The organism is Geofilum rubicundum JCM 15548 (assembly GCF_000974365.1).
Lineage (GTDB): Bacteria > Bacteroidota > Bacteroidia > Bacteroidales > Marinilabiliaceae > Geofilum > Geofilum rubicundum.
The window spans coordinates 56,894-75,888 of record NZ_BAZW01000006.1; the positions used below are offsets into that span (position 1 = coordinate 56,894).

Genomic DNA, 18,995 nt, shown 5'->3' on the forward strand with positions numbered 1-18,995 from the left:
CAGTTTAAGTAGTCATTCATTTAAGGATATGAAATTCTTTACCTATTTATTATAAAGGCATGAAAAATTATTTGCTTACCTGGCGACCATTTCTGGTGGTTGTTTTTTTGATATTTTTGACGAGCTGTCAAACTAAGGAGGAGCCCTTATACATTCAAACGGTTGAAATTCCGGAGGGGTTTGCCCATGACCAAAAAGTGGAGCTCTCGGGTCAGGTGTTGCCGCATCCGCGTCAGATGAAATGGTTTGAAGATGAATTTTTTGGCTTCATTCATTATGGTCCTAATACCTACACTGGTCGCGAATGGGGCACTGGCTTTGAAGATGCTACCCTCTTTGTTCCTGGTGATTTGGATACCGATCAGTGGTGTGCTTCGATGAAGGAAGCGGGTATTCGGCGTGTTGTGATGGTGGTAAAACACCACGAAGGTATTGCCTGTGGCAAACCCGGTATACGGATTATTCAGTGGCTTCATCGCCCTGGCGCGACGGTCAGGGAGATGTGCTTCGTGAGTTGTCTGAATCTTGTCAGAAATATGGCTTGCGGCTGGGGATTTATCTTTCACCTGCCGACTTGTACCAAATTGAATCTCCAGATGGTGTTTATGGCAATGGCAGCGATTTTACCACACGCGTGATTCCTCGACCTGTGCACGACCGCCCTTTTGCCGATAAGCGATCCTTTACGTATGAAGCAGATGACTACAACGAATATTTCCTCAATCAATTGTTTGAACTGCTCACGGAGTACGGTCCTGTATATGAATTGTGGTTCGACGGGGCGCATCCCAAGCCGGGCACCGGGCAGACTTATAACTATGATGCCTGGTTTGATATGATTCGTCAACTGGCACCTGATGCCGTGATTTTTGGTAAAGGTCCGGATGCCCGCTGGTGTGGCAATGAAGGCGGTGCTACCCGTGAGGCTGAGTACAATGTGCTTCCTTTGCCTCAGGCGCCTGAGGCTTATGACTGGCCCGATATGATGGGCGAGGATGTCGCTGGTCGTGATAAGATTGATGAGGAGACCCGTTACTTTCACTACTATCCGGCTGAAACCAACACTTCTATCCGTCATGGCTGGTTCTGGCGCAATGATGATGAGCAGCAGGTGCGCAGCGCAGATGATGTTTTCGACATTTATGAGCGCTCCGTTGGTGGCAATAGTGTACTGCACCTCAACATTCCTCCCAATAAGGAAGGTCAGTTTTCTCAGCGCGACACCGAGGTGCTGCATGAGGTGGGGCGTCGCATACGCGCAGTCTATGGCGTGGATCTGCTGGCCGGAGGCACTGCGTCGGATCTTCGGGTGATGGATAGCAACTCCGATACAAGGTGGCAGGCACCCGCAAAGGCTGCAGAATTGGTCGTTCAACTACCCCAGGTTACAACCGTTAACCGTGTTATGCTTCAAGAGGCCATTGCCCACCGAGGCGAAAGGGTGGAGGTTCATCATGTGGAGGCTTTCATAAATGGGGAGTGGGTCAAGGTAGCTGAGGGTAAAACGATAGGGTATAAGCGCATCCTTCGCTTTCCATCCGTCACCACGGATCAGTTAAAGCTGGTTATCAGTCAGTCGAGATTGGCGCCTGCCATTTCACGCTTTTCGGTGCACTATTACGATGAGCCGCCAAAGCCGGTTGTGGTTCGGTACAATGCCAAGGGTGAGGTCACTCTGGGTGTAGGGACCAGTTTTGTCTGGAAAGATCATGGTACTGCTGACAGGTCGCAAAGCATTTATTATACCCTTGACGGCTCAGATCCTGATGCCCATGCATCCAGGTATGATGCATCCATTGTGCTGCCACTTGGTGGTCATTTAAAAGCCAGAGCCATTGTGGGTGACCGAATGGGGCCGGTGTCAGCCCTGCGCATTGGCATCGCCAAAGAGGGGTGGACAGCTACCGATGGCAGCGTAGAATCCACTGAGGCATCTCGTGCTGTGGATGGTGATATTAACCTTGTCTGGATGTCGGAAGAGCAACCGGTCAAAGGGGGACAAAGTCTTACAATTGATATGACCCGTCTTTATAATGTGTCCGGCATGGCTTACTTGCCGGCCACTCAGGTGGATACATAGAGTCCTTTGAGGTTGAGGTCAGCAGTGATGGTGAGGTTTGGACGCCCATTCATAAGGGTAGTTTTGGCAACATCCGCAACGACCCGTCGCGGCGCATTGTGCATTTCGACCGGGTTCATGAGGCGCGCTACTTAAAGCTGTCCAACCTGAAAGCGCCAGGCGATCTGCGGCGCGTTGGGGCAGCTGAAATTGATGTGTTGGCGGAATAGTTAAGGATACCAATATTAAATAGCTATGATTAAAAAAGTTTTAAGTTTGGCGTTGTGCGTCTTTGCACTAACGACTGCCTCCGCAAACCCGCACATCATTCCAGTTCCGGTGGTTTTGGAAAAGACCGGAGAGGGGTTTGTGATGGATGAAGAGACCAGCATTCACTTTAAAAGGTCGGACAAGGACCTGCAGGAGCTGGCTGATTTTTTTACGGCTTATGTAGGGAATATTTCCCGTTATTCCCTTTCGCACAACAGCAAATCAGGAAAGGCTGTTCATTTGGAGATCATCAACAATCCGCAATTGGGCGATGAGGGGTACGAAATGACTGTGGCTTCTAATTTAATTGTGATAAAAGCCAACAACCGAAAAGGTATTTTCTGGGGCATGCAGTCGCTGTTTCAAACCTTGACCTCTGTTCGTACCAATGAAGTATTGAAGGTTCCGGGTATGCGGGTGGTCGATTATCCCAGATTTAAATGGCGGGGGATGATGCTGGATGTGAGCAGACACTTTTTTGGACCGGATGTGATTAAGCAGTACATCGATTTGATGGCTTCCTATAAGCTGAATGTCTTTCATTGGCATTTGGTGGATGATGGCGGCTGGCGGATTGAAATCAAGCAGTACCCAAAACTAACCGAAACAGGTGCCTGGAGGGTGGATCGACTGGATAAGGTATGGAGCGACAGAGAACCTGCCCGTGCGGGAGAACCTGCCACTTATGGGGGTTTTTATACCCAGGATCAAATTCGTGAGATTGTGGCGTATGCCCGTCTACGCAATATTACCATTGTCCCGGAGATAGAACTACCCGGACACTCCGTGGCAGCTCTGGCTGCCTACCCTGAATATTCCTGTTCACAAATACCTCAGTTGGTTAATACCGGCGGGGTATATCCTAAAAACATCCAGTCGAGCTATTGCCCCGGAAATGAGGCGGTTTTTGTTTTTCTGCAAAATGTTTTATTGGAAGTGATGGAGCTTTTCCCCTCAGAGTTCATACATATTGGAGGTGATGAGGTGGATAAGTCGTGGTGGAAGAAATGTGAGCGCTGTCAACAGCGCATGAACGCCGAGGGACTTACCGATGAAGATGAGTTGCAAAGCTATATGATCAGACGCATGGACGATTTTTTAGTGACGCACAATCGGCGGCTCATTGGTTGGGATGAGATTTTGGAAGGCGGATTGGCCTCAGGCGCTACAGTGATGAGCTGGCGTGGAGAAGCCGGTGGTGTGGCGGCTGCCCAAATGGGGCACGATGTGGTTATGACGCCCGGATCGCCCTGTTATTTTGACCATTATCAGGCGGGACCGGAAGGGGAACCGGTGGCTATTGGTGGTATGAATACTTTAAAGCATGTATATAATTACGAGCCTGTGCCTGCAGAGTTGTCTATAGATGAGGCTAAATATGTATTGGGTGCTCAGGCCAATGTGTGGACGGAGTTTATCCCAACCGTGGAGCATCTGGAGTACATGATATTACCCCGCATGCTGCTTTGGCCGAAGTGTTATGGTCGCCTGCTGAAAGGCGCGATTGGCAAGACTTTAACCGTCGACTGCAGGGCTGGCATTTTCGCAGCTTTGATCAAAGAGGGCTGCGCTACAGTCGCGGCAATACCAAAGTGGCCCTCAGCCCTGTTTCGAAAGATGGTAAGCTTTTGGTGCAAATGGACAGTGAAGTAATCGGAGCCGACATTTATTATAGCATGGATGGCAGTTCGCCAACCTTGAAAAGCTATAAGTATACCTCACCTGTTGAAATAGATAGAAGTGTGGTTTTAAAAGCGGTTTCGGTCAAAGATGGTCAGGTGCTGGGCTTGATTCCGGCCGAACAGGCTTTCAATGTGCATAAGGCCATTGGTCGTGAGGTGGCGTATGAGCATCCTGTGAGTCGCTACTTCCAGGCCGATGGACCGAATTCACTGACCGATGGGGTCAGGGGCACTTTGGTGGTTTCTAAATACTGGCATGGGTTTAATGCGAAGGATATGGTGGCCACCATTGATTTGGGAAGGGAGACGACCATTGAGCAATTGATGCTTGGTGCCCTTCAAAAGCAGGTGGATTGGATTTTTCTCCCTAAGAGGGTCCGGTTTGAGTTGTCGAGCGACGGGGTTTCCTTTCAAGAGGTGGCCGTCGTTAATAACCCCGTGCATGCCGAAGACGCTGATCACCAGACGGTAGAGTTTGTGGCAGCGTTTTCTGAAACCAAAGCCCGGTACGTGCGTGTAACGGCAGCCAATCATGGGCTGTGTCCCCCCGGACATCCCGGAGAAGGCCATCCCACCTGGTTGTTTGTGGATGAAATTGTTGCTGAATAAGCTGAAGTCAGGGAAGAGGAATACGGCCTCTTCCCTGATGGTTTTATAACTGTATCAGCTCGATGTTTCTAAACTGAATGTGGGATCCTTCACTTTGAAGTCCGATAGGCCCTTTGGTGGGCGTGACGTTGGTAGCTTGCATCTGAAGCGTATCGTTTATCCATAGTTCAAGCGTTCCATTGAGGAAGCGAATGCGGTAGCTATTCCATTCTCCCGGAGTCTTCTCGGAGGAGGGATTGAACTTGTTGGCTACAGATACCCAGCGGACTTCAGGGTCTACCTGGTAGTCCTGTCCCTGTACACTGGCTTGGGCACCCTTGTGCATCAGTACCAAGTCCCCGGCGTTTTTATGTTTGAGTTGGGCTTCGATGCAATGGGGCCAGACTTTGTCTTCTCCTGTTATGGCCAATAGAAGGCCGCTGTTGCTGGGTTCGCCTGTCCATCTCCATTCAAGACTCAGTTCGTAGTTTTCATAACTGTCCTTGGTGCGGATGTAACCAAAGGGATCTCCTCCGGCGTTCATGATGCCGTCTTTGACATAGAATACGGTATCTGCATTGGCTTCGCTTCGCAATACGGGCACCCAGTTGCTGAGATCCTGGCCGTTGAATATAGGGTCGGTATTCTGACTTTTGGTCGTGCCGCCGAATAGCAACAGACCCAAAAAAATAATAGCTGTTTGTTTCATCTGTTTATTTTTTGTTTTTATTAAATGATTTGGGCCGATTTAAGCACTTCTATTATCGAGGGATAAGTATTGGCCAGGTGGGTGGGGAGCTCATGGGGACGGACCCAGAACACGGATTCAATGTTTTCCTCAACCTGAGGTTGAGGTGTATGGTCTCCATGGTAAACCATTTCAAACCAATGGGTTTCTTTAAAGATGGACTGATCCTTTATTTTATAGGTGTGAAAAGTTCGGGGCAGTTTTTTTGAGATGGAGAGGCCGCTTATGCCGCATTCTTCTTCCACCTCGCGAACGGCCGCTTCCTCCATGGTTTCTGAAGCTTCCATTTTTCCTTTGGGCAAATCAAAATAGCCCAGTCGCTTCATGCCCAAAAAGGCTGTTTGGTCTTTGTTCCATACCAGACCGCCGGCTGCCGGCAGGTTTTTAAAGCAGTCGCGGAAATGCTGAAGAAGTTCGTTGGCGTTGTGATGATAAATGTAAGCACGTTTCATGCTTTCATCGTTATCAAACTGCTGAATAAATTGCTGTAATTCGCCTTGATTGGCATATTTAAGTATGCTGCTGAAGTCGGCCGACAAGTCGTTTTCAATACGCTTGGTCAAAATTATGACCCGGTCCTTAAAAAAGATTTTATACATTTGTATTTAGGAATGTGGCATGAGCACTAAGATGACTAAATATTCACGGATGAAAAATATAGAAGAAACAGTAGCCTCCCAATTGTTGCAAATTAAGGCAATAAAACTGCAACCGGCAAATCCTTTTACCTGGGCTTCAGGATGGAAGTCGCCCATTTATTGTGATAACCGCAAGACTTTGTCCTTTCCGGTGGTTCGGGATTACATGAAGGAGCAGTTTGCAGCCAAAATTAAGGAGCTGTATCCGGAGGCGGAGGTGATTGCGGGGGTAGCTACCGGAGCCATTGCGCAGGGTGCCCTGGTGGCCGATTTGCTGAAGAAACCCTTCGTGTATGTTCGCTCGGCTCCGAAAGGACACGGATTGGAGAATCTCATCGAGGGAACTCTGGAACCTGGTCAAAAGGTGGTGATTATTGAGGATTTGATTTCGACCGGCGGCAGCAGTCTCAAAGCTGTGGAAGCGGTTCGGGCCGCTGGCGCTGAAGTGCTGGGGATGCTGGCCATTTTTTCATACGGTTTTGAAGTGGCTGCGGATAATTTTGAGAAAGCCGGGGTGCGCTTGGATACCTTGAGTAACTACCAGACCCTTTTAAAGGTGGCCGTTGACTATGGCCACGTGACTTCAGCTGATCTGGAAACATTGAACGACTGGAGAAAAGCGCCGGAGAACTGGAATAAGTGAGCAGAACCTTTAAAGCATTCTTTTAGATGACCACATTTGAAGGACCAGTAAAAGCCATACCACACCCGTCGGAGGTGGTTTATGGGTTTTTGTCTGATTTTAATAATTTTGAAAACTTGTTGCCTCCCGACAAAATATCGAATTGGGAAAGTGATGGGGACAGTTGCCGGTTTACCGTCGAAGGAATTGGTGAATTGGGCTTGCGCATCATTGAGAAAGTACCGCATAAAACCATCAAGTTTTCAGCAGATGGGAAAACGCCTTTCGATTTCTTCTTATGGATTCAGTTAAAGGAATTGGACGTGGCGGATACACGGGTAAAGCTAACCATTAAGGCAGAACTCAATCCGATGTTGAAGATGATGGTAACCGGGCCGGTCAATAAATTTCTGACGGTGGTGACCGATGGTATCGCAGCGTATCCTTACGCGACTAAAGAATAAAGGAGACTTCTTTAAAGGCATAGGTTCGGATTTCATTTGTCCTGGTCCGGAGTTGGAGATGACCATCTGCTTTTATGTCCGCAAAACAGGCCTCAAAGCGGCCGGTTTTGTCGGCATACCAATGCCATCCGCTCCTGCGGTATAAATGCTGCAGGTAGGCCTCTTTCAGGGCTTCGTTGTTGCCGGATGCCATCCAGTCGACGTAGCGGGAGATAAAAGCGGAAAGAAAAGCCTTGAGCATTTCTTCCGGCGGATGCGGTTGATTGGTGAGCTGGCACAATGAGACGGGGTTGGGCGCGTTGGATTTGAAAAGGGTTTGATTGAGATTGAGTCCGATACCAATAATGGAGTCGCTGATGCTATTACCTTTCAGATTGTTTTCAATGAGAATGCCTGCCAGTTTGTAATGGTCTGCATAAATGTCGTTGGGCCATTTAATGGCCACCTTTTCATAAATGGGCTTGAGCACATCCATTAAAGCCAGTGTAACCAATTGGGTGATGCAGAACTGTTGCTGAACTTGAAGGAAATCCGGTTGGATTAATACAGAGAAGGTAAGGTTTTTTCCTGCTTCACTTTCCCAGTAATTCCCGGGCTGGCCCCTGCCAGCCGTCTGGTCTTTTGTGACGACCACCGATAGCTCCGGGAGCGTACCGTCTTTGGCCAATTCCTTTAACTTGAGATTGGTCGAGTCCAGCGATTCAAAATAGTGAATTTTAGGAGATTCTTTTTGATTCATTCCTTCGGAGGTTTCTATAATAAAGCTTCTGTTTTAGAGTTTGAAAATAGGCATTTATATCCTACGAAAGTGTTATCTTTGAGCAAATTTTCAGATTTATAATACTTAGAATAAATCTGAATTCAAAACTAATTCTTTAATCATCTGTTTTATAATTCTAAAGCAGACCCATTTGGATGGATAAAAAACTAGGAATGATAGAAAATCAGGAAGCGATTGCTACAAAACAATTGGTTGATGCAGTGGTTGAGGGTATTCAGGAGAAAAAGGGCGTTAATATTACCGTTCTCGATTTAACTTCTGTGGAGAATACCCTGACAAGTTATTTTGTTATATGTGACGGAGACAGCAACGTACATGTGTCTACGATTGCCGACTCTGTTGAAGATTATGTGAGAAAAAAGGTGGCTGACAAGCCCTTTCATATCGAAGGTCGCGAGAATGCTGAATGGATATTGCTCGATTACATGGATGTGATTGTGCATGTGTTTCAGCGACCGGTTCGTGAGTTTTATAGTCTGGAGACTCTATGGGCCGATGGTGAGCGTAGCGATATTCAAAATTTGTTTTAATTGAGAATTTAATTTTTTGCAAGTAATGGCAGAAGAAAAAAAGAATACGGATGGGGACAAAGGGGATAAGCCCGGGCCAAAAATGCCTCAGTTCAATGCTTACTGGATATACGGTATTATACTGGTATCACTGATTGCGATTAGTTTGTTTAATGTGGGGCAAACGCCGCAAAACTTGTCGTGGAGCGTTTTTGAAGAGCAAGTGTTGCCTGCAGGTGATATCACACGAATCGTGGTCATTACCAATGAGGGCAAGGCGGAGATTACCTTCAATGAAAACGCACTGGATAAGTACAACGATATTCTCAAGGATGTGAGTGCTGTGCCCCGGACCGGGCCTCATGTAACGGTGCGTTACCCCACCCTTGATAAGTTGGAAGAAGCCAGGAAAGTGATTGAAGAACAACAAGGAATAAGTATTCCCATCGAATATGAAGAACGCACCAATCTCTTCCGTGATTTCTTTATGATGATGTGGCCCATATTGTTGATTATCGCCATCTGGATATTCATTTTCAGAAGAATGAGTTCTCAGGGCGGTGGCGGCGGTGCCGGCAATATTTTTAATGTGGGCAAGTCCAAAGCCCGCATGTTTGATAAAGAAACGGGTGTTAAAGTTACTTTTGAAGACGTGGCCGGTTTGGTGGAGGCCAAGACCGAGCTGGAAGAGATCGTGGAGTTTTTGCGGAAGCCCGAAAAGTTCACTGAACTGGGTGGTAAAATCCCTAAGGGCGCCTTACTGGTGGGCCCTCCCGGAACGGGTAAAACGCTTTTGGCCAAAGCTGTGGCCGGTGAAGCCAATGTACCTTTCTTCAGCATGTCGGGTTCCGATTTTGTAGAGATGTTTGTGGGCGTCGGTGCTTCACGGGTTCGTGATTTGTTTAAGAAAGCCAAAGAAAAGGCACCCTGTATTGTCTTTATTGATGAGATAGATGCCATTGGTCGCGCCCGTGGTAAGAATGTGAATTTTAGTGGCAACGATGAACGGGAGAATACCCTGAATCAGTTGTTGACTGAAATGGATGGTTTTGCGACCAACAGTGGGGTGATTATTCTGGCAGCCACCAACCGGGCCGATGTTCTGGACCGGGCCCTGATGCGGGCCGGTCGTTTCGACCGTCAGATCAGTGTGGAGTTGCCTGACCTGAATGAGCGTAAAGCCATTTTTGAGGTGCATTTGCGTCCCCTGCGTTTAGGGGATGATGTGAAGTCGGAGTTTCTGGCCCGCCAAACACCGGGTTTCTCAGGAGCCGACATTGCCAACGTTTGTAACGAATCTGCCTTGATTGCCGCACGTAAAGGGAAAAAGGTGGTGGAGAAGGAAGATTTCCTGGATGCTGTGGACCGCATTGTTGGTGGTCTGGAGAAAAAGAATAAAATCATATCTAAAAGTGAAAAACGGGCGGTGGCCTTTCATGAAGCTGGTCATGCCGCCATTAGCTGGTTATTGGAGTTTGCGCATCCTTTGGTGAAGGTCACCATTGTTCCCAGAGGTAAAGCTTTAGGGGCTGCCTGGTATTTGCCCGAAGAACGCTCATTAAACACCTATGAGCAGATGCTGGATGAAATGTGTTCCACGCTGGGAGGCAGAGCCGCGGAGGACCTTGTTTTTGGTCGTATTTCAACCGGTGCATTGAATGATCTGGAAAAGGTAACCCGTCAGGCTTATGCCATGGTTTCTTATTTTGGCATGAGTCCCAAAATCGGGAATTTGAGTTACTTTGATTCAACCGGCCAAAACGAGTATGCTTTTAGTAAGCCTTATAGCGAGCACACGGCGCAGGTGATTGATGAGGAGGTTTCGCGCATCGTTGAGGACCAATACGAACGTGCCAAAAACATTCTCAAAGACAACGCGGTCAAGCATAACCAATTGGCCGAACTGCTTTTGGAGAAGGAAGTTATTTTCAGCGAGGATCTGGAACAGATCTTTGGCAAGCGGAAGCTTTCGGAACATGTTATTGAGGAAGATCTCAATGGAACATCTAAGCCTGCGGAGGATACATCCAAAAATTCGGATGCTCCGCCTGTTTCTGGTGAGCCGGATGATTTAAAACCCGGTACGGAGTAGTTGATCTGAAAAGGGCCTGTTGTTCATCTTCCGGTGATTTAAGCAGGCCGTTTTTTCATTCGACGGCCAGTGTTAAATTTTTAAAATTGAATCTTTGTATTAATTTTGCATCCTGAATTTGGATAGCTATATTTATAAAATGATGTGCTTTTCTGTAAAAAGCATGCATAATTATATTCTAAAACTGAGTTGAGTGAATAATTTTTGGCAACGTGTTCTTACAGGAATCATTTTTGTGATAGCCATCATTGGAGGCATGTGGTGGCATCAATTCTCTTATTTACTCATCTTTTTCACAGTTGTTTTATTAGGGATGCTGGAGTTTGTAGAACTCGTTAAAGCCCGCCCTGTGAGTGCTCAGATTGGTTCAGCCATTACCCTGGGATCCTTTTGGTATCTGATTTCTTTTTTCGTGCTTTCAGGAGGGATGGCTGTTCAATGGCTGATGTTCATTGTTCCCATGATTATTGCCGTTTTTATCATTGAGTTGTTCCGGAATTCAAACACCCCGCTCCTGAACATTGCCTGTACGCTGATTATCCCCTTTTATGTGGCGCTGCCCTTTTCTTTTCTTCACTTTTTGGTGTTTAAAGGGGGGAGTTATGATTTTGGTTTATTGTTGGGATTTTTTATCCTGATTTGGGCAAACGATTCAGGGGCTTACCTCGTTGGGGTAAATTTCGGGAAACGCCGGCTTTTTAAAAGAATTTCTCCCCGCAAAAGTTGGGAAGGTGCCATTGGCGGATTTGTTTTTACGCTGATTGTGGCTTACATTATCCATTATTTTAACGGGGGATTGAATGTGATTCACTGGTTGGTCATTGGAATGATCATATCGGTAATGGGTACCTTTGGTGATTTGGTTGAATCCATGCTTAAGCGAAGTGTGAATGTGAAGGATTCCGGTTCTTTGTTACCGGGGCACGGTGGCGTGCTGGACCGGTTTGATGCTGTTATATTTGCTGCACCGCTTGTTTGCGGATATCTTATTTTAATACGTTATATTTTTTGAAAGTTGATTTTAATACATTGAAGCTTTTATGACAATTCACAAAGAAGGATATAAAATCCTTGTCACTGTATTGGCGGCTCTTACAGTGGTCAACCTGTTATTGGCATTGATTCCCGGCGTCATGGTTTGGAGCATACCGGTTTCAGCAGTCCTCTTCTTTTTGGTTTTAAACTTTTTTAGAAGTCCCAGACGGGAAGGGTATTTGCACGAAAACGCCATTATAGCTCCTGCTGATGGTAAAATCGTAGTTATTGAAGAAGTTGAGGAAAACGAGGTGCTTCAGGGTAAAGCCATTCAGGTTTCTGTTTTTATGAATGTTTTTAATGTTCATATCAACTGGTATCCCTTATCAGGCGTGATCAGGTACTTTAAGCACCACAGCGGCCGTTTTATGTCTGCCTATCTGCCCAAAGCATCTACCGAAAATGAACGTACAACCGTGGCCATTGAACACGAAAGTGGCAAAGTGGTGGTGGTGCGACAAGTGGCCGGGGCTGTGGCCAGACGCATTGTTTGTTACGCTGAGGCCGATACGAAATCCTTTCAAGGTAAGCAGATGGGTTTTATTAAATTCGGTTCCAGAGTGGATATTTATCTGCCTGTAGGATCGCGTATAGACGTTAAACTGGGCCAGGTTGTTCGTGGTAAACAGACCATCCTTGGTTGGCTGGAATAAACAGGGTTCTCTTTTCCAACGATATTTTCCACAATGAGGATTCTGAATAAGAATCCTCATTGTGGTTTTGTTTTTTATAAAATTTGAAGTGATATGTTGACGGAAGTTTACCGAAAGGATATAGATGAGGTTTTTGAGTCACCCATTGTTCAGCAAACGGCCTTTTGGTCGCACGTGAAACAGGAATTGGGGGTCCCCTCCATGGCCTTTAATTTTAAAGGCCGTCGTGAAGATTTTTTTGATTCTGCCAAAGATAAAGGTTTCATTGTTTCTGATTTATTGGTGGTCAATCAACGATTGGATCGCAATCATTCAGTGGCCTACGTGCCATACGGACCGGAACTTGAGCCGGCCGAGGGGTCGCAGGGTGCTTTCCTGGAAGAGCTGTCTGAATCTCTGAAATCCTATTTGCCGGCCGATTGTATTGCCATTCGTTATGATCTGTTTTGGCAATCGTATTGGGCCGGTGACAGTGATTTTTATGACCGGGACGGACATTGGTCCGGACCGCCCGAAAAGGCTATTCAGGAGATCCGGTTTAATTATGGTACGGAGAATTGGGGCTTCAAAAAAGCTTTCAGCAACATTCTCCCTTCCAACACGCTTTTTCTTAATCTGAAGATGACGGATCAACAGATTTTGGCAAAAATGAAATCCAAAACCCGGTATAACATCAGGCTGGCTTTTCGTAAAGGGGTGCAAGTACGTGAGCTTGATTTTGATCAGCTGGATATCTGGTATGACCTGTATCGCGAGACGGCCATGCGCAATGGGATTTTTTTACATGACATTGAATACTTTCGGGCTGTATTGACGGCCCCTTCCATGCACGCGCATTCTCCGGCCAAAGTAAAGCTTTTGGTGGCAGAAATTGACAACATCCCTCTGTCTGCCATGTTTTTGGTCATATCGGGCAGGCGGGCCACCTATTTATATGGGGCCTCCTCTTCGCAAATGAAAAGCATGATGGGTAGTTATGCCATTCAATGGGGGGCCATTGCCAAAGCCAAAAGTATGGGTTGTACCGAATACGACATGTTTGGTATTGCACCCAATCCGGATCCGGAACACCCGATGTATGGTTTATACCGTTTAAACGGGATTTGGTGGGGATATTTACCACACGCTGGGAAGTTGGGATTATCCCTTGGATGATAAAAAGTACAGTTACTTTACTGCCATGGAAATGGCCAGTCAGGGGTACCATGTATAGCGTACCCCTTTTTAGCCTAAAGCCGGATGCCCATGAAAACAACGTCATCCACCTGCTCTTCATCACCTTTCCAATCCATAAAGGTTTGCCGGATGAGTTGGGATTGCTCGTGCATGGGCTGGTCTTTTATTTCCATGAGTAATTTTCTGACATTGGTGGTCATGAATTTTTTACCATCGGGTCCCCCAAACTGGTCGGAATAGCCATCAGAAAACAGATATATGCAATCTGACGGACTGGTTTCATAGGCGATATTCACAAATTCACTGTTGTCTTCCATGATGGTATCGCCAATACTTCTGCGGTTCCCCTTGTACACAATAAATTCTCCGTTGATGTATAAATAGACCGGTCGCTTGGCAGATGCCAACCTTATCTTGTTGCTGTTCAGGTCAATTTCAACAATTGAAATATCCATGCCGTCACGGGAAAACTCCACTTCGTTTTTTTGAAGCAGGATTTTAATTTCCAAATCGAGGCGGTGAAGAATATCGGCCGGAGACTCCACTTCTTCCCGTTTAACGATGTCATTGAGCAGGGTAGTGCCTATCATGGACATGAAAGCTCCGGGAACACCGTGCCCTGTGCAATCGGCCACACAAACCAGGAACTTGTCTTTAAAGGGATGAAACCAGTAAAAGTCACCACTCACAATGTCTCTGGGCGCAAAATAAATAAAGGATTCATTGAAGGTGCTTTCCAGAATGGACGATTCCGGCAAAATAGAGGATTGAATGCGCTTGGCATAGTTAATACTATCGGTTATATCTCGGTTTTTACGTTCAATTTCTGCTTTCTGTTCACGCAGGGTAATGGTCTGTGATTCCACTTCTCTTTGCAAGGCCTCTTTTTGTCTGAGTAGTTTTCGCTCCCTGATTCTGATGATTAGGAATATGGCATAGACAATGGCGCTAATTAAAATCAGGTAGAACCAGAGCTTTTTCCATATCGGAGGTTCAATATAAATACGAATGGATAGCGGTTTTTTGTTGTAGATGCCATCTGCATTGGAGGCCCTTATTTGTAGGAGATAATCTCCATCGGGCAGGTATTCGTATTCCCTGAAGGACGTAGTACCCAGGTCGATCCAGTGGGCTTCCTCTGATTCTCCATTGCGGGTCAGACTGTACTGATAGGTCACCGCCTTGGGGTCTTTAAAACTGATGCCTATAAATTCAAACCTAAAGGTGTATGAGTCTCTATAGGGATAGGGAAGCACCAAATCGTTCAATGAGTTGTGTTCTTCACCTGAAACCCGGACGGAAGTAAAGTTCAGATTGGGGGCAACTTCATTTTCTACATCTTTGTCGGGAAAGTAGTTGATGACTCCCTGGCTGGAAGAAAACCATACATTTTGGTTTTGGTCTACATAACTATTGTAAAAATCCACGCCCAGATTTTGTTCGTAGTCATAGGTTCTGATTTGCTGAGTGGATAGGTCCAATGAACTTAAACCCGGAAAATGGGTCACCCATAAACGGTTTTGCTGGTCGGTCAATATGCTGTAACAGAAGTTTTTAGACAGGCCGTGAGATACATCAATGTAGGTGAGTGAATCTTCCTGGTATTTCAGGATGCCTCTGCCCTGTGTGGCCAGCCATATATGGCCCTCTAAATCGTGGGTCATGTCAAAAATATCGGAGGGCGTTTCAGTAATTCGGTGAATCTCGATATTCTGTGCTTCAATTCGGCAAATACCGCTGTTTTTGGGGCCTATCCATAATTCTCCGTTACCGTCAGAATAGACAAAGTTGATGTTGTTGTGGGGCAGGCCGTTTTCTGTTGTCAGTTGAACCACCGATTCGTTTTTGATATCTAACTGAAAGAATCCCCCAACGGTGGCGAGGTAAATCTGGTGGCCACTGCCCGTAATGTCATTGATCATTTTTCCGGTAGTGGAATTGGTATAAGGCCAGCGTGAAAATGTGCTTTCGTCTTTTGCCCGGTAAAACAGGCCATTGTTTTCAGTCGCCACCCAAACCGTCTCCACAGAGTCGGCATAAAAGCCGGTAACAACATCTCTGGGAATGCCCATTTCAACATCGTAAAATTCAAAATCTGTAAAACAGAAGGGGTCCGCTACCATTAAACCATTTTCCAGTCCAATCCACAAACGGTTGTTGGCATGAAATACGGAGTGTGCTTTGTTGTCTTGAAAACCAATGGTTTCCAGATCGTAAAACACCATGCTTTCATCAACGAGCGAAGAAACCCCTCCACCGTAGGTGGCAAACCAATAGTTTCCTTCCGTATCGGCTAAAAGATCCTTCACAAAATTGTTGCTCATTCCGTTGATCACCGAAAAGGTGAAGGATTCGGTAAACTCCTGTTTATGGGCATCGTAAAACAGCTTGATAACCCCATTTCCCCAGGTGGCTAACAATAAATGACCTTCATCTTCTTCTTCGATATCCTGGATGTTTTCATGTCCCAGATTGAAAGTGAGGCAAAGGCTTTTGTCAATAATCTGAGTGGCTTTGGATTGGGTGAGTGCGAACTTGTAAAAGCCTTCATCCTCAGTGGCAATCCAGAACTCATCCTGAATACCTTTACGAGGGGTAATGGAGGTAATGGTGGTCATGGGAATCTCATCGAACTTCTCGAGCCGCTGAATTTTTCCATCGTTGGTGACCGTTAGTCGCATGAGCCCTTCAGAGGTTCCCAGCAATATCGTGTTGTCGCCCAGCGGATAAATGGAATAAAAAAGAGTGTATCCGAGGCTGCCGGTGTCGAACCAGGTGGTTACATTTTTGTATTTGTCAATTTTGGCGAAGCCGCTATTTTGAATAGTTACCCAGGTGTTGCCCTGATTGTCGTGGTTGATATCCCGGATAGGACTGTTGGTGTCGGGCAACCGGACCGGGGTGAATTGGCGGTCCTCCAGGTAGGTGATATCGCCATTGTTGTGGCCAATCCACAGCGTGCCCTCACTATCCTCCTGCATGGACATCACAAAATTATCAGCCAGTGAGTCACGCGTCGAAAAGGAAGTGAATTTTAAACCATCGTAACGTACCAGACCTTCTCCGGTTCCAATCCATAGAAAGCCATCGGAGCCCTGTTCCAAAGCATAGATGAAGTTTTGGGGGAGACCCATGTTAGAATCGTAGTTTCTAAACTGAAACGTTTGGGCATGAGAACTATAATGCCCTATTATGAGCGCCAGTACCAAATATTTTCTTATCCTACGGAGCATGTCAATCATCGAATGGGTGCTTTAGGTTTTATGCCAATACTGTATTTATATTTGGGAATTCCACCAATGGGAATACTGTAAAAGGGCAATAGTTCCCCATATTGGTTTTCCAGGTAGATGACCACATTGTTATTACGGATATCGGCTTGTTTATTTTTTATCATTTGGATGTCCAGTGAGCTGTTGATATCATCCTGCGTAATTTCATGTGTGCTGGTCGCCCAATTGTCATCACCGGAAATGGCCATTCTTTCGCCATTCTTGGATGGAGATATGATGCGAATAATGCCATCGTTGTCCCAGTCAAAATTGCTTTGTTTGATGGCAATTACCCGCTCATTGATGTAAGGATAAATATGAGAGACTTCATTGACATCGTCATGTAAGCGAAATTTGTATTTGAAATAGAAGGCGAAAGCGCCTTCTATGGAGCGGCTTTCTTGATTTTCGGTACTTAAAAACAGACGGTACAGATTGCCATCGTCACCGCTGATGCCTTCCACCACGAGTTTAAAAACATAGCCCCCGTATTCGGAAGAAGTTCTCCTTCAGAGGGATTAAAGGGGCCAAAGGTATACCATTGGCCATCCCACCGGGCATTGCTGTCAAAGGTACGCGAGGCCAGCATGGTACCGCTTCTGAAGTTCCCATCTCTGGTAATTCGCTGGGCATCTACATTGGAACATGCGCCATCACCCCCAAATACAGCAAAGTTGGTGCGTGTATCCCACTCTCCTTTTTGTTCATCGAATTCTCCTCCGGCATCCGGATCAAAAACCCGAATGAAAACAGGGTCCTGAAATGTTTCAGGTATGCTAAAAAAATGATTTGTACAAAGTCATCATCCCCCCAGGCTGTTTCTCCCTCTTTTCCAAAAGTCACCAGGGCATCGATGTTTTCATCTATGGCCGGAACGGGCTGACTGTGAAGATGAATTCCTGCAAAAAATATCAGAAACAGGATGATTAAAAATTGTTTTATTGGCATCTTATTCATGTTAATTATGGGCTTATTCAACAACTATGGTCCGGTAGGAGCATAGTTGGTTGTCCTCCCAATATGCTTCGCATTTGATGGTATATGTACCTTTCTTACGGAAAATATGCTGAATGGTTTTACCTAAACGTATTTCTTCGTTCTCTTCCAGTTCCCAAAAGTATTGAACCGGTTCCATTTCTCCCCATCCCATCAACTGAGCATCCAAGGTGAGGGTGTCTCCCAGAGGCAGGGTGTCGGGTGCTGAGAAATAGACTTGCTTTGTTTCTTCGAGCAAGAGTTCATAGTTGGCCACGGCATATAACTCTTCCCCGGTAATGGAATCTATGACGTGTAGAAATATCTCATAAAAACCCGGTCCGGGAAAACAATGGTCCACTTCGTCCCCTCTGGCCTGTACACCGTCACTGAATTCCCAGCGGTACTGATGAGGCACGGTGTCTTTGTCGAAATCGCCTTCTTCGTAAAAGGTGAAGCAATAGACATCTTCAACGACTTCATTGGGCGTTTCGCAGAAAATCATCTCGTATTTAAACTGGTAGAGGTTGTCACTTCCTTCCCGATTGGAGGCCATAAGCCCGGTGGCTTCATCCGGAAAAATGTAGCAGCTAAAATCATCAGCGGACGAATTGATGGGGGCTTCGAGCCCCACCGGAGGCGACCACTGAGTGCTATAGGTCGTATAGAAGATGTCCATGCCTCCCATCCCGCCATGACCGTCAGAGGTAAAATAGAGCTTGCCTGAAGGGTGATAGAAGGGGAATAGTTCGCTGCCGGGCGTGTTGATGGTCTCTCCCAGATTTTCGGGGGTGCCCCAGCCTGTGGCTGTTCGCCGACTCACGTATAGATCTGTTTCTCCATAACCCCCCGGCTTATTGGAGGCGAAAAACAACATGCCCCCATCGGGCGAAAGGGATGGGTGGGTAACGGAATAATTGCCAATATTGAAAGGAATTTCATCGAGTGTCTGCCAACTGTCGCGCCTTTTATACGACTGATAGAGCCGGAGCTGGTTTTCGGTATCCGAATGTCTGGCAGAACTCAGTTCCCTGGTTTGGTTAAGTGTGGTAATGAGCAAGGCACCGTCCGGAGAAAAAGTGATGGGGCCGGAAGTTAAAGGCTGGTCAGCCGTTGGTTCAAAAAGCGTGACTTTGCCTGCTCTGCCATCGGGTTCCAGAGGTGCAGAATACAACTTGTACAGATGTTGGTCGTCCTGGGTAAATACGTTGACCAATACGCTGCTTTTGCGGTTCGAAATAAAGTAAAGCGTGGAGTCCAGGACCATGGGGGCCATTTCACTGTTGGTAGTGTTGACGTTGAGTTTTGAAAGGCTAATGTCCTGCGCCTTTACACAAGGTGTCAGTAGCAGACCTAATAGCAGTAATTGTATGGAGCGACTGTAAAGTGTGGTCATGGTATTAATGCTTTTAAGTTGGCCAATCATGCAGG

General features: G+C 46.4%; 18 protein-coding genes. 11 read left to right on the forward strand and 7 right to left on the reverse strand.

Annotation, left to right across the window (positions count from 1 at the left end):
• Positions 1-466 precede the first annotated feature (466 nt).
• Genes JCM15548_RS04845 through JCM15548_RS23040 form a run of 4 tightly spaced genes read left to right on the forward strand, consistent with a single transcriptional unit; the run spans position 467 to position 4,620 of the window.
• Complete coding sequence (locus JCM15548_RS04845; protein WP_162198174.1) at positions 467-2,080, forward strand: alpha-L-fucosidase; 1,614 nt, start codon at positions 467-469, stop codon at positions 2,078-2,080.
• A complete protein-coding gene (locus tag JCM15548_RS26155; RefSeq protein ID WP_157482439.1) occupies positions 2,077-2,289 on the forward strand; it encodes a discoidin domain-containing protein in 213 nt (70 codons plus the stop codon). Before JCM15548_RS04845 ends, JCM15548_RS26155 begins: the two co-directional genes overlap by 4 nt.
• 25 nt (positions 2,290-2,314) lie before the next feature.
• Positions 2,315-3,982, forward strand: a complete 1,668-nt coding sequence (locus JCM15548_RS04850; RefSeq protein WP_227625477.1) for a beta-N-acetylhexosaminidase — start codon at positions 2,315-2,317, stop codon at positions 3,980-3,982.
• Positions 3,967-4,620, forward strand: a complete 654-nt coding sequence (locus tag JCM15548_RS23040; protein ID WP_227625478.1) for a chitobiase/beta-hexosaminidase C-terminal domain-containing protein — start codon at positions 3,967-3,969, stop codon at positions 4,618-4,620. Before JCM15548_RS04850 ends, JCM15548_RS23040 begins: the two co-directional genes overlap by 16 nt.
• Positions 4,621-4,663: 43 nt before the next feature.
• On the opposite strand, the gene JCM15548_RS04855 is transcribed toward JCM15548_RS23040, so the two are convergent.
• Together JCM15548_RS04855 and JCM15548_RS04860 are read right to left on the reverse strand one after the other, a co-directional pair.
• On the reverse strand, positions 4,664-5,308 hold the full coding sequence (locus JCM15548_RS04855; RefSeq protein WP_062122801.1) for a 3-keto-disaccharide hydrolase: 645 nt from the start codon (positions 5,306-5,308) through the stop codon (positions 4,664-4,666).
• Between the two features lie 20 nt (positions 5,309-5,328).
• Complete coding sequence (locus JCM15548_RS04860) at positions 5,329-5,946, reverse strand: NUDIX domain-containing protein (RefSeq protein ID WP_062122802.1); 618 nt, start codon at positions 5,944-5,946, stop codon at positions 5,329-5,331.
• A gap of 49 nt (positions 5,947-5,995) precedes the next feature.
• On the opposite strand from JCM15548_RS04860, the gene pyrE reads away from it, so the two are divergent.
• Both pyrE and JCM15548_RS04870 read left to right on the forward strand, forming a co-directional pair.
• Complete coding sequence (pyrE, locus tag JCM15548_RS04865; RefSeq protein WP_062122803.1) at positions 5,996-6,628, forward strand: orotate phosphoribosyltransferase; 633 nt, start codon at positions 5,996-5,998, stop codon at positions 6,626-6,628.
• A 26-nt stretch (positions 6,629-6,654) separates the two neighbouring features.
• Positions 6,655-7,071, forward strand: a complete 417-nt coding sequence (locus JCM15548_RS04870; RefSeq protein ID WP_062122805.1) for an SRPBCC family protein — start codon at positions 6,655-6,657, stop codon at positions 7,069-7,071.
• On the opposite strand, the gene JCM15548_RS04875 is transcribed toward JCM15548_RS04870, so the two are convergent.
• Positions 7,061-7,810 carry a biotin--[acetyl-CoA-carboxylase] ligase gene (locus tag JCM15548_RS04875; RefSeq protein WP_062122807.1) on the reverse strand — a complete coding sequence of 250 codons (750 nt, stop codon included), beginning with the start codon at positions 7,808-7,810 and terminating at the stop codon, positions 7,061-7,063. The genes JCM15548_RS04870 and JCM15548_RS04875 overlap by 11 nt on opposite strands.
• Positions 7,811-8,004: 194 nt before the next feature.
• Here JCM15548_RS04875 and rsfS point away from each other — a divergent pair, with 194 nt between their 5' ends.
• The 5 genes from rsfS (at position 8,005) to JCM15548_RS04900 (ending at position 13,296) form a co-directional block, all read left to right on the forward strand.
• On the forward strand, positions 8,005-8,382 hold the full coding sequence (gene rsfS / locus JCM15548_RS04880; RefSeq protein ID WP_062122809.1) for a ribosome silencing factor: 378 nt from the start codon (positions 8,005-8,007) through the stop codon (positions 8,380-8,382).
• Positions 8,383-8,407: 25 nt separating this feature from the next.
• Positions 8,408-10,453 (forward strand): ATP-dependent zinc metalloprotease FtsH, encoded by a 2,046-nt coding sequence (gene ftsH / locus JCM15548_RS04885; RefSeq protein WP_062122813.1) that lies wholly within the window; start codon positions 8,408-8,410, stop codon positions 10,451-10,453.
• Positions 10,454-10,646: 193 nt separating this feature from the next.
• Positions 10,647-11,465, forward strand: a complete 819-nt coding sequence (locus tag JCM15548_RS04890; protein WP_062122816.1) for a phosphatidate cytidylyltransferase — start codon at positions 10,647-10,649, stop codon at positions 11,463-11,465.
• A gap of 28 nt (positions 11,466-11,493) precedes the next feature.
• Positions 11,494-12,141, forward strand: a complete 648-nt coding sequence (locus tag JCM15548_RS04895) for a phosphatidylserine decarboxylase family protein (protein WP_062122820.1) — start codon at positions 11,494-11,496, stop codon at positions 12,139-12,141.
• Positions 12,142-12,234: 93 nt separating this feature from the next.
• Positions 12,235-13,296, forward strand: a complete 1,062-nt coding sequence (locus JCM15548_RS04900) for a lipid II:glycine glycyltransferase FemX (protein WP_227625479.1) — start codon at positions 12,235-12,237, stop codon at positions 13,294-13,296.
• 74 nt (positions 13,297-13,370) lie between these two features.
• Here the strand turns inward: JCM15548_RS04900 and JCM15548_RS04905 are convergent, their stop codons facing one another.
• The 4 genes from JCM15548_RS04905 to JCM15548_RS04915 form a co-directional block, all read right to left on the reverse strand.
• The gene (locus tag JCM15548_RS04905) at positions 13,371-16,559 is read right to left on the reverse strand and encodes a ligand-binding sensor domain-containing protein (protein ID WP_062122822.1); all 3,189 of its coding nucleotides are present in this window, start codon (positions 16,557-16,559) and stop codon (positions 13,371-13,373) included.
• Complete coding sequence (locus JCM15548_RS23045; RefSeq protein WP_227625480.1) at positions 16,556-17,056, reverse strand: hypothetical protein; 501 nt, start codon at positions 17,054-17,056, stop codon at positions 16,556-16,558. Before JCM15548_RS23045 ends, JCM15548_RS04905 begins: the two co-directional genes overlap by 4 nt.
• Before the next feature lie 166 nt (positions 17,057-17,222).
• Positions 17,223-17,537, reverse strand: a complete 315-nt coding sequence (locus tag JCM15548_RS23050; protein ID WP_227625481.1) for a hypothetical protein — start codon at positions 17,535-17,537, stop codon at positions 17,223-17,225.
• Between the two features lie 22 nt (positions 17,538-17,559).
• Positions 17,560-18,990, reverse strand: coding sequence for a PKD domain-containing protein (locus tag JCM15548_RS04915; protein WP_062122824.1), 1,431 nt, complete (start codon positions 18,988-18,990; stop codon positions 17,560-17,562).
• Positions 18,991-18,995 lie beyond the last annotated feature (5 nt).

Coding starts and splice junctions, on each gene's coding strand:
- JCM15548_RS04850 (WP_227625477.1), top strand. CDS start 2,315: ATGATTAAAAAAGTTTTAAGTTTGGCGTTGTGCGTCTTTGCACTAACG.
- JCM15548_RS23040 (WP_227625478.1), top strand. CDS start 3,967: ATGGACAGTGAAGTAATCGGAGCCGACATTTATTATAGCATGGATGGC.
- JCM15548_RS04855 (WP_062122801.1), bottom strand. CDS start 5,308: ATGAAACAAACAGCTATTATTTTTTTGGGTCTGTTGCTATTCGGCGGC.
- JCM15548_RS04860 (WP_062122802.1), bottom strand. CDS start 5,946: ATGTATAAAATCTTTTTTAAGGACCGGGTCATAATTTTGACCAAGCGT.
- pyrE (WP_062122803.1), top strand. CDS start 5,996: ATGAAAAATATAGAAGAAACAGTAGCCTCCCAATTGTTGCAAATTAAG.
- JCM15548_RS04870 (WP_062122805.1), top strand. CDS start 6,655: ATGACCACATTTGAAGGACCAGTAAAAGCCATACCACACCCGTCGGAG.
- JCM15548_RS04875 (WP_062122807.1), bottom strand. CDS start 7,810: ATGAATCAAAAAGAATCTCCTAAAATTCACTATTTTGAATCGCTGGAC.
- rsfS (WP_062122809.1), top strand. CDS start 8,005: ATGATAGAAAATCAGGAAGCGATTGCTACAAAACAATTGGTTGATGCA.
- ftsH (WP_062122813.1), top strand. CDS start 8,408: ATGGCAGAAGAAAAAAAGAATACGGATGGGGACAAAGGGGATAAGCCC.
- JCM15548_RS04895 (WP_062122820.1), top strand. CDS start 11,494: ATGACAATTCACAAAGAAGGATATAAAATCCTTGTCACTGTATTGGCG.
- JCM15548_RS04900 (WP_227625479.1), top strand. CDS start 12,235: ATGTTGACGGAAGTTTACCGAAAGGATATAGATGAGGTTTTTGAGTCA.
- JCM15548_RS04905 (WP_062122822.1), bottom strand. CDS start 16,559: ATGATTGACATGCTCCGTAGGATAAGAAAATATTTGGTACTGGCGCTC.
- JCM15548_RS23050 (WP_227625481.1), bottom strand. CDS start 17,537: ATGCCAATAAAACAATTTTTAATCATCCTGTTTCTGATATTTTTTGCA.
- JCM15548_RS04915 (WP_062122824.1), bottom strand. CDS start 18,990: ATGATTGGCCAACTTAAAAGCATTAATACCATGACCACACTTTACAGT.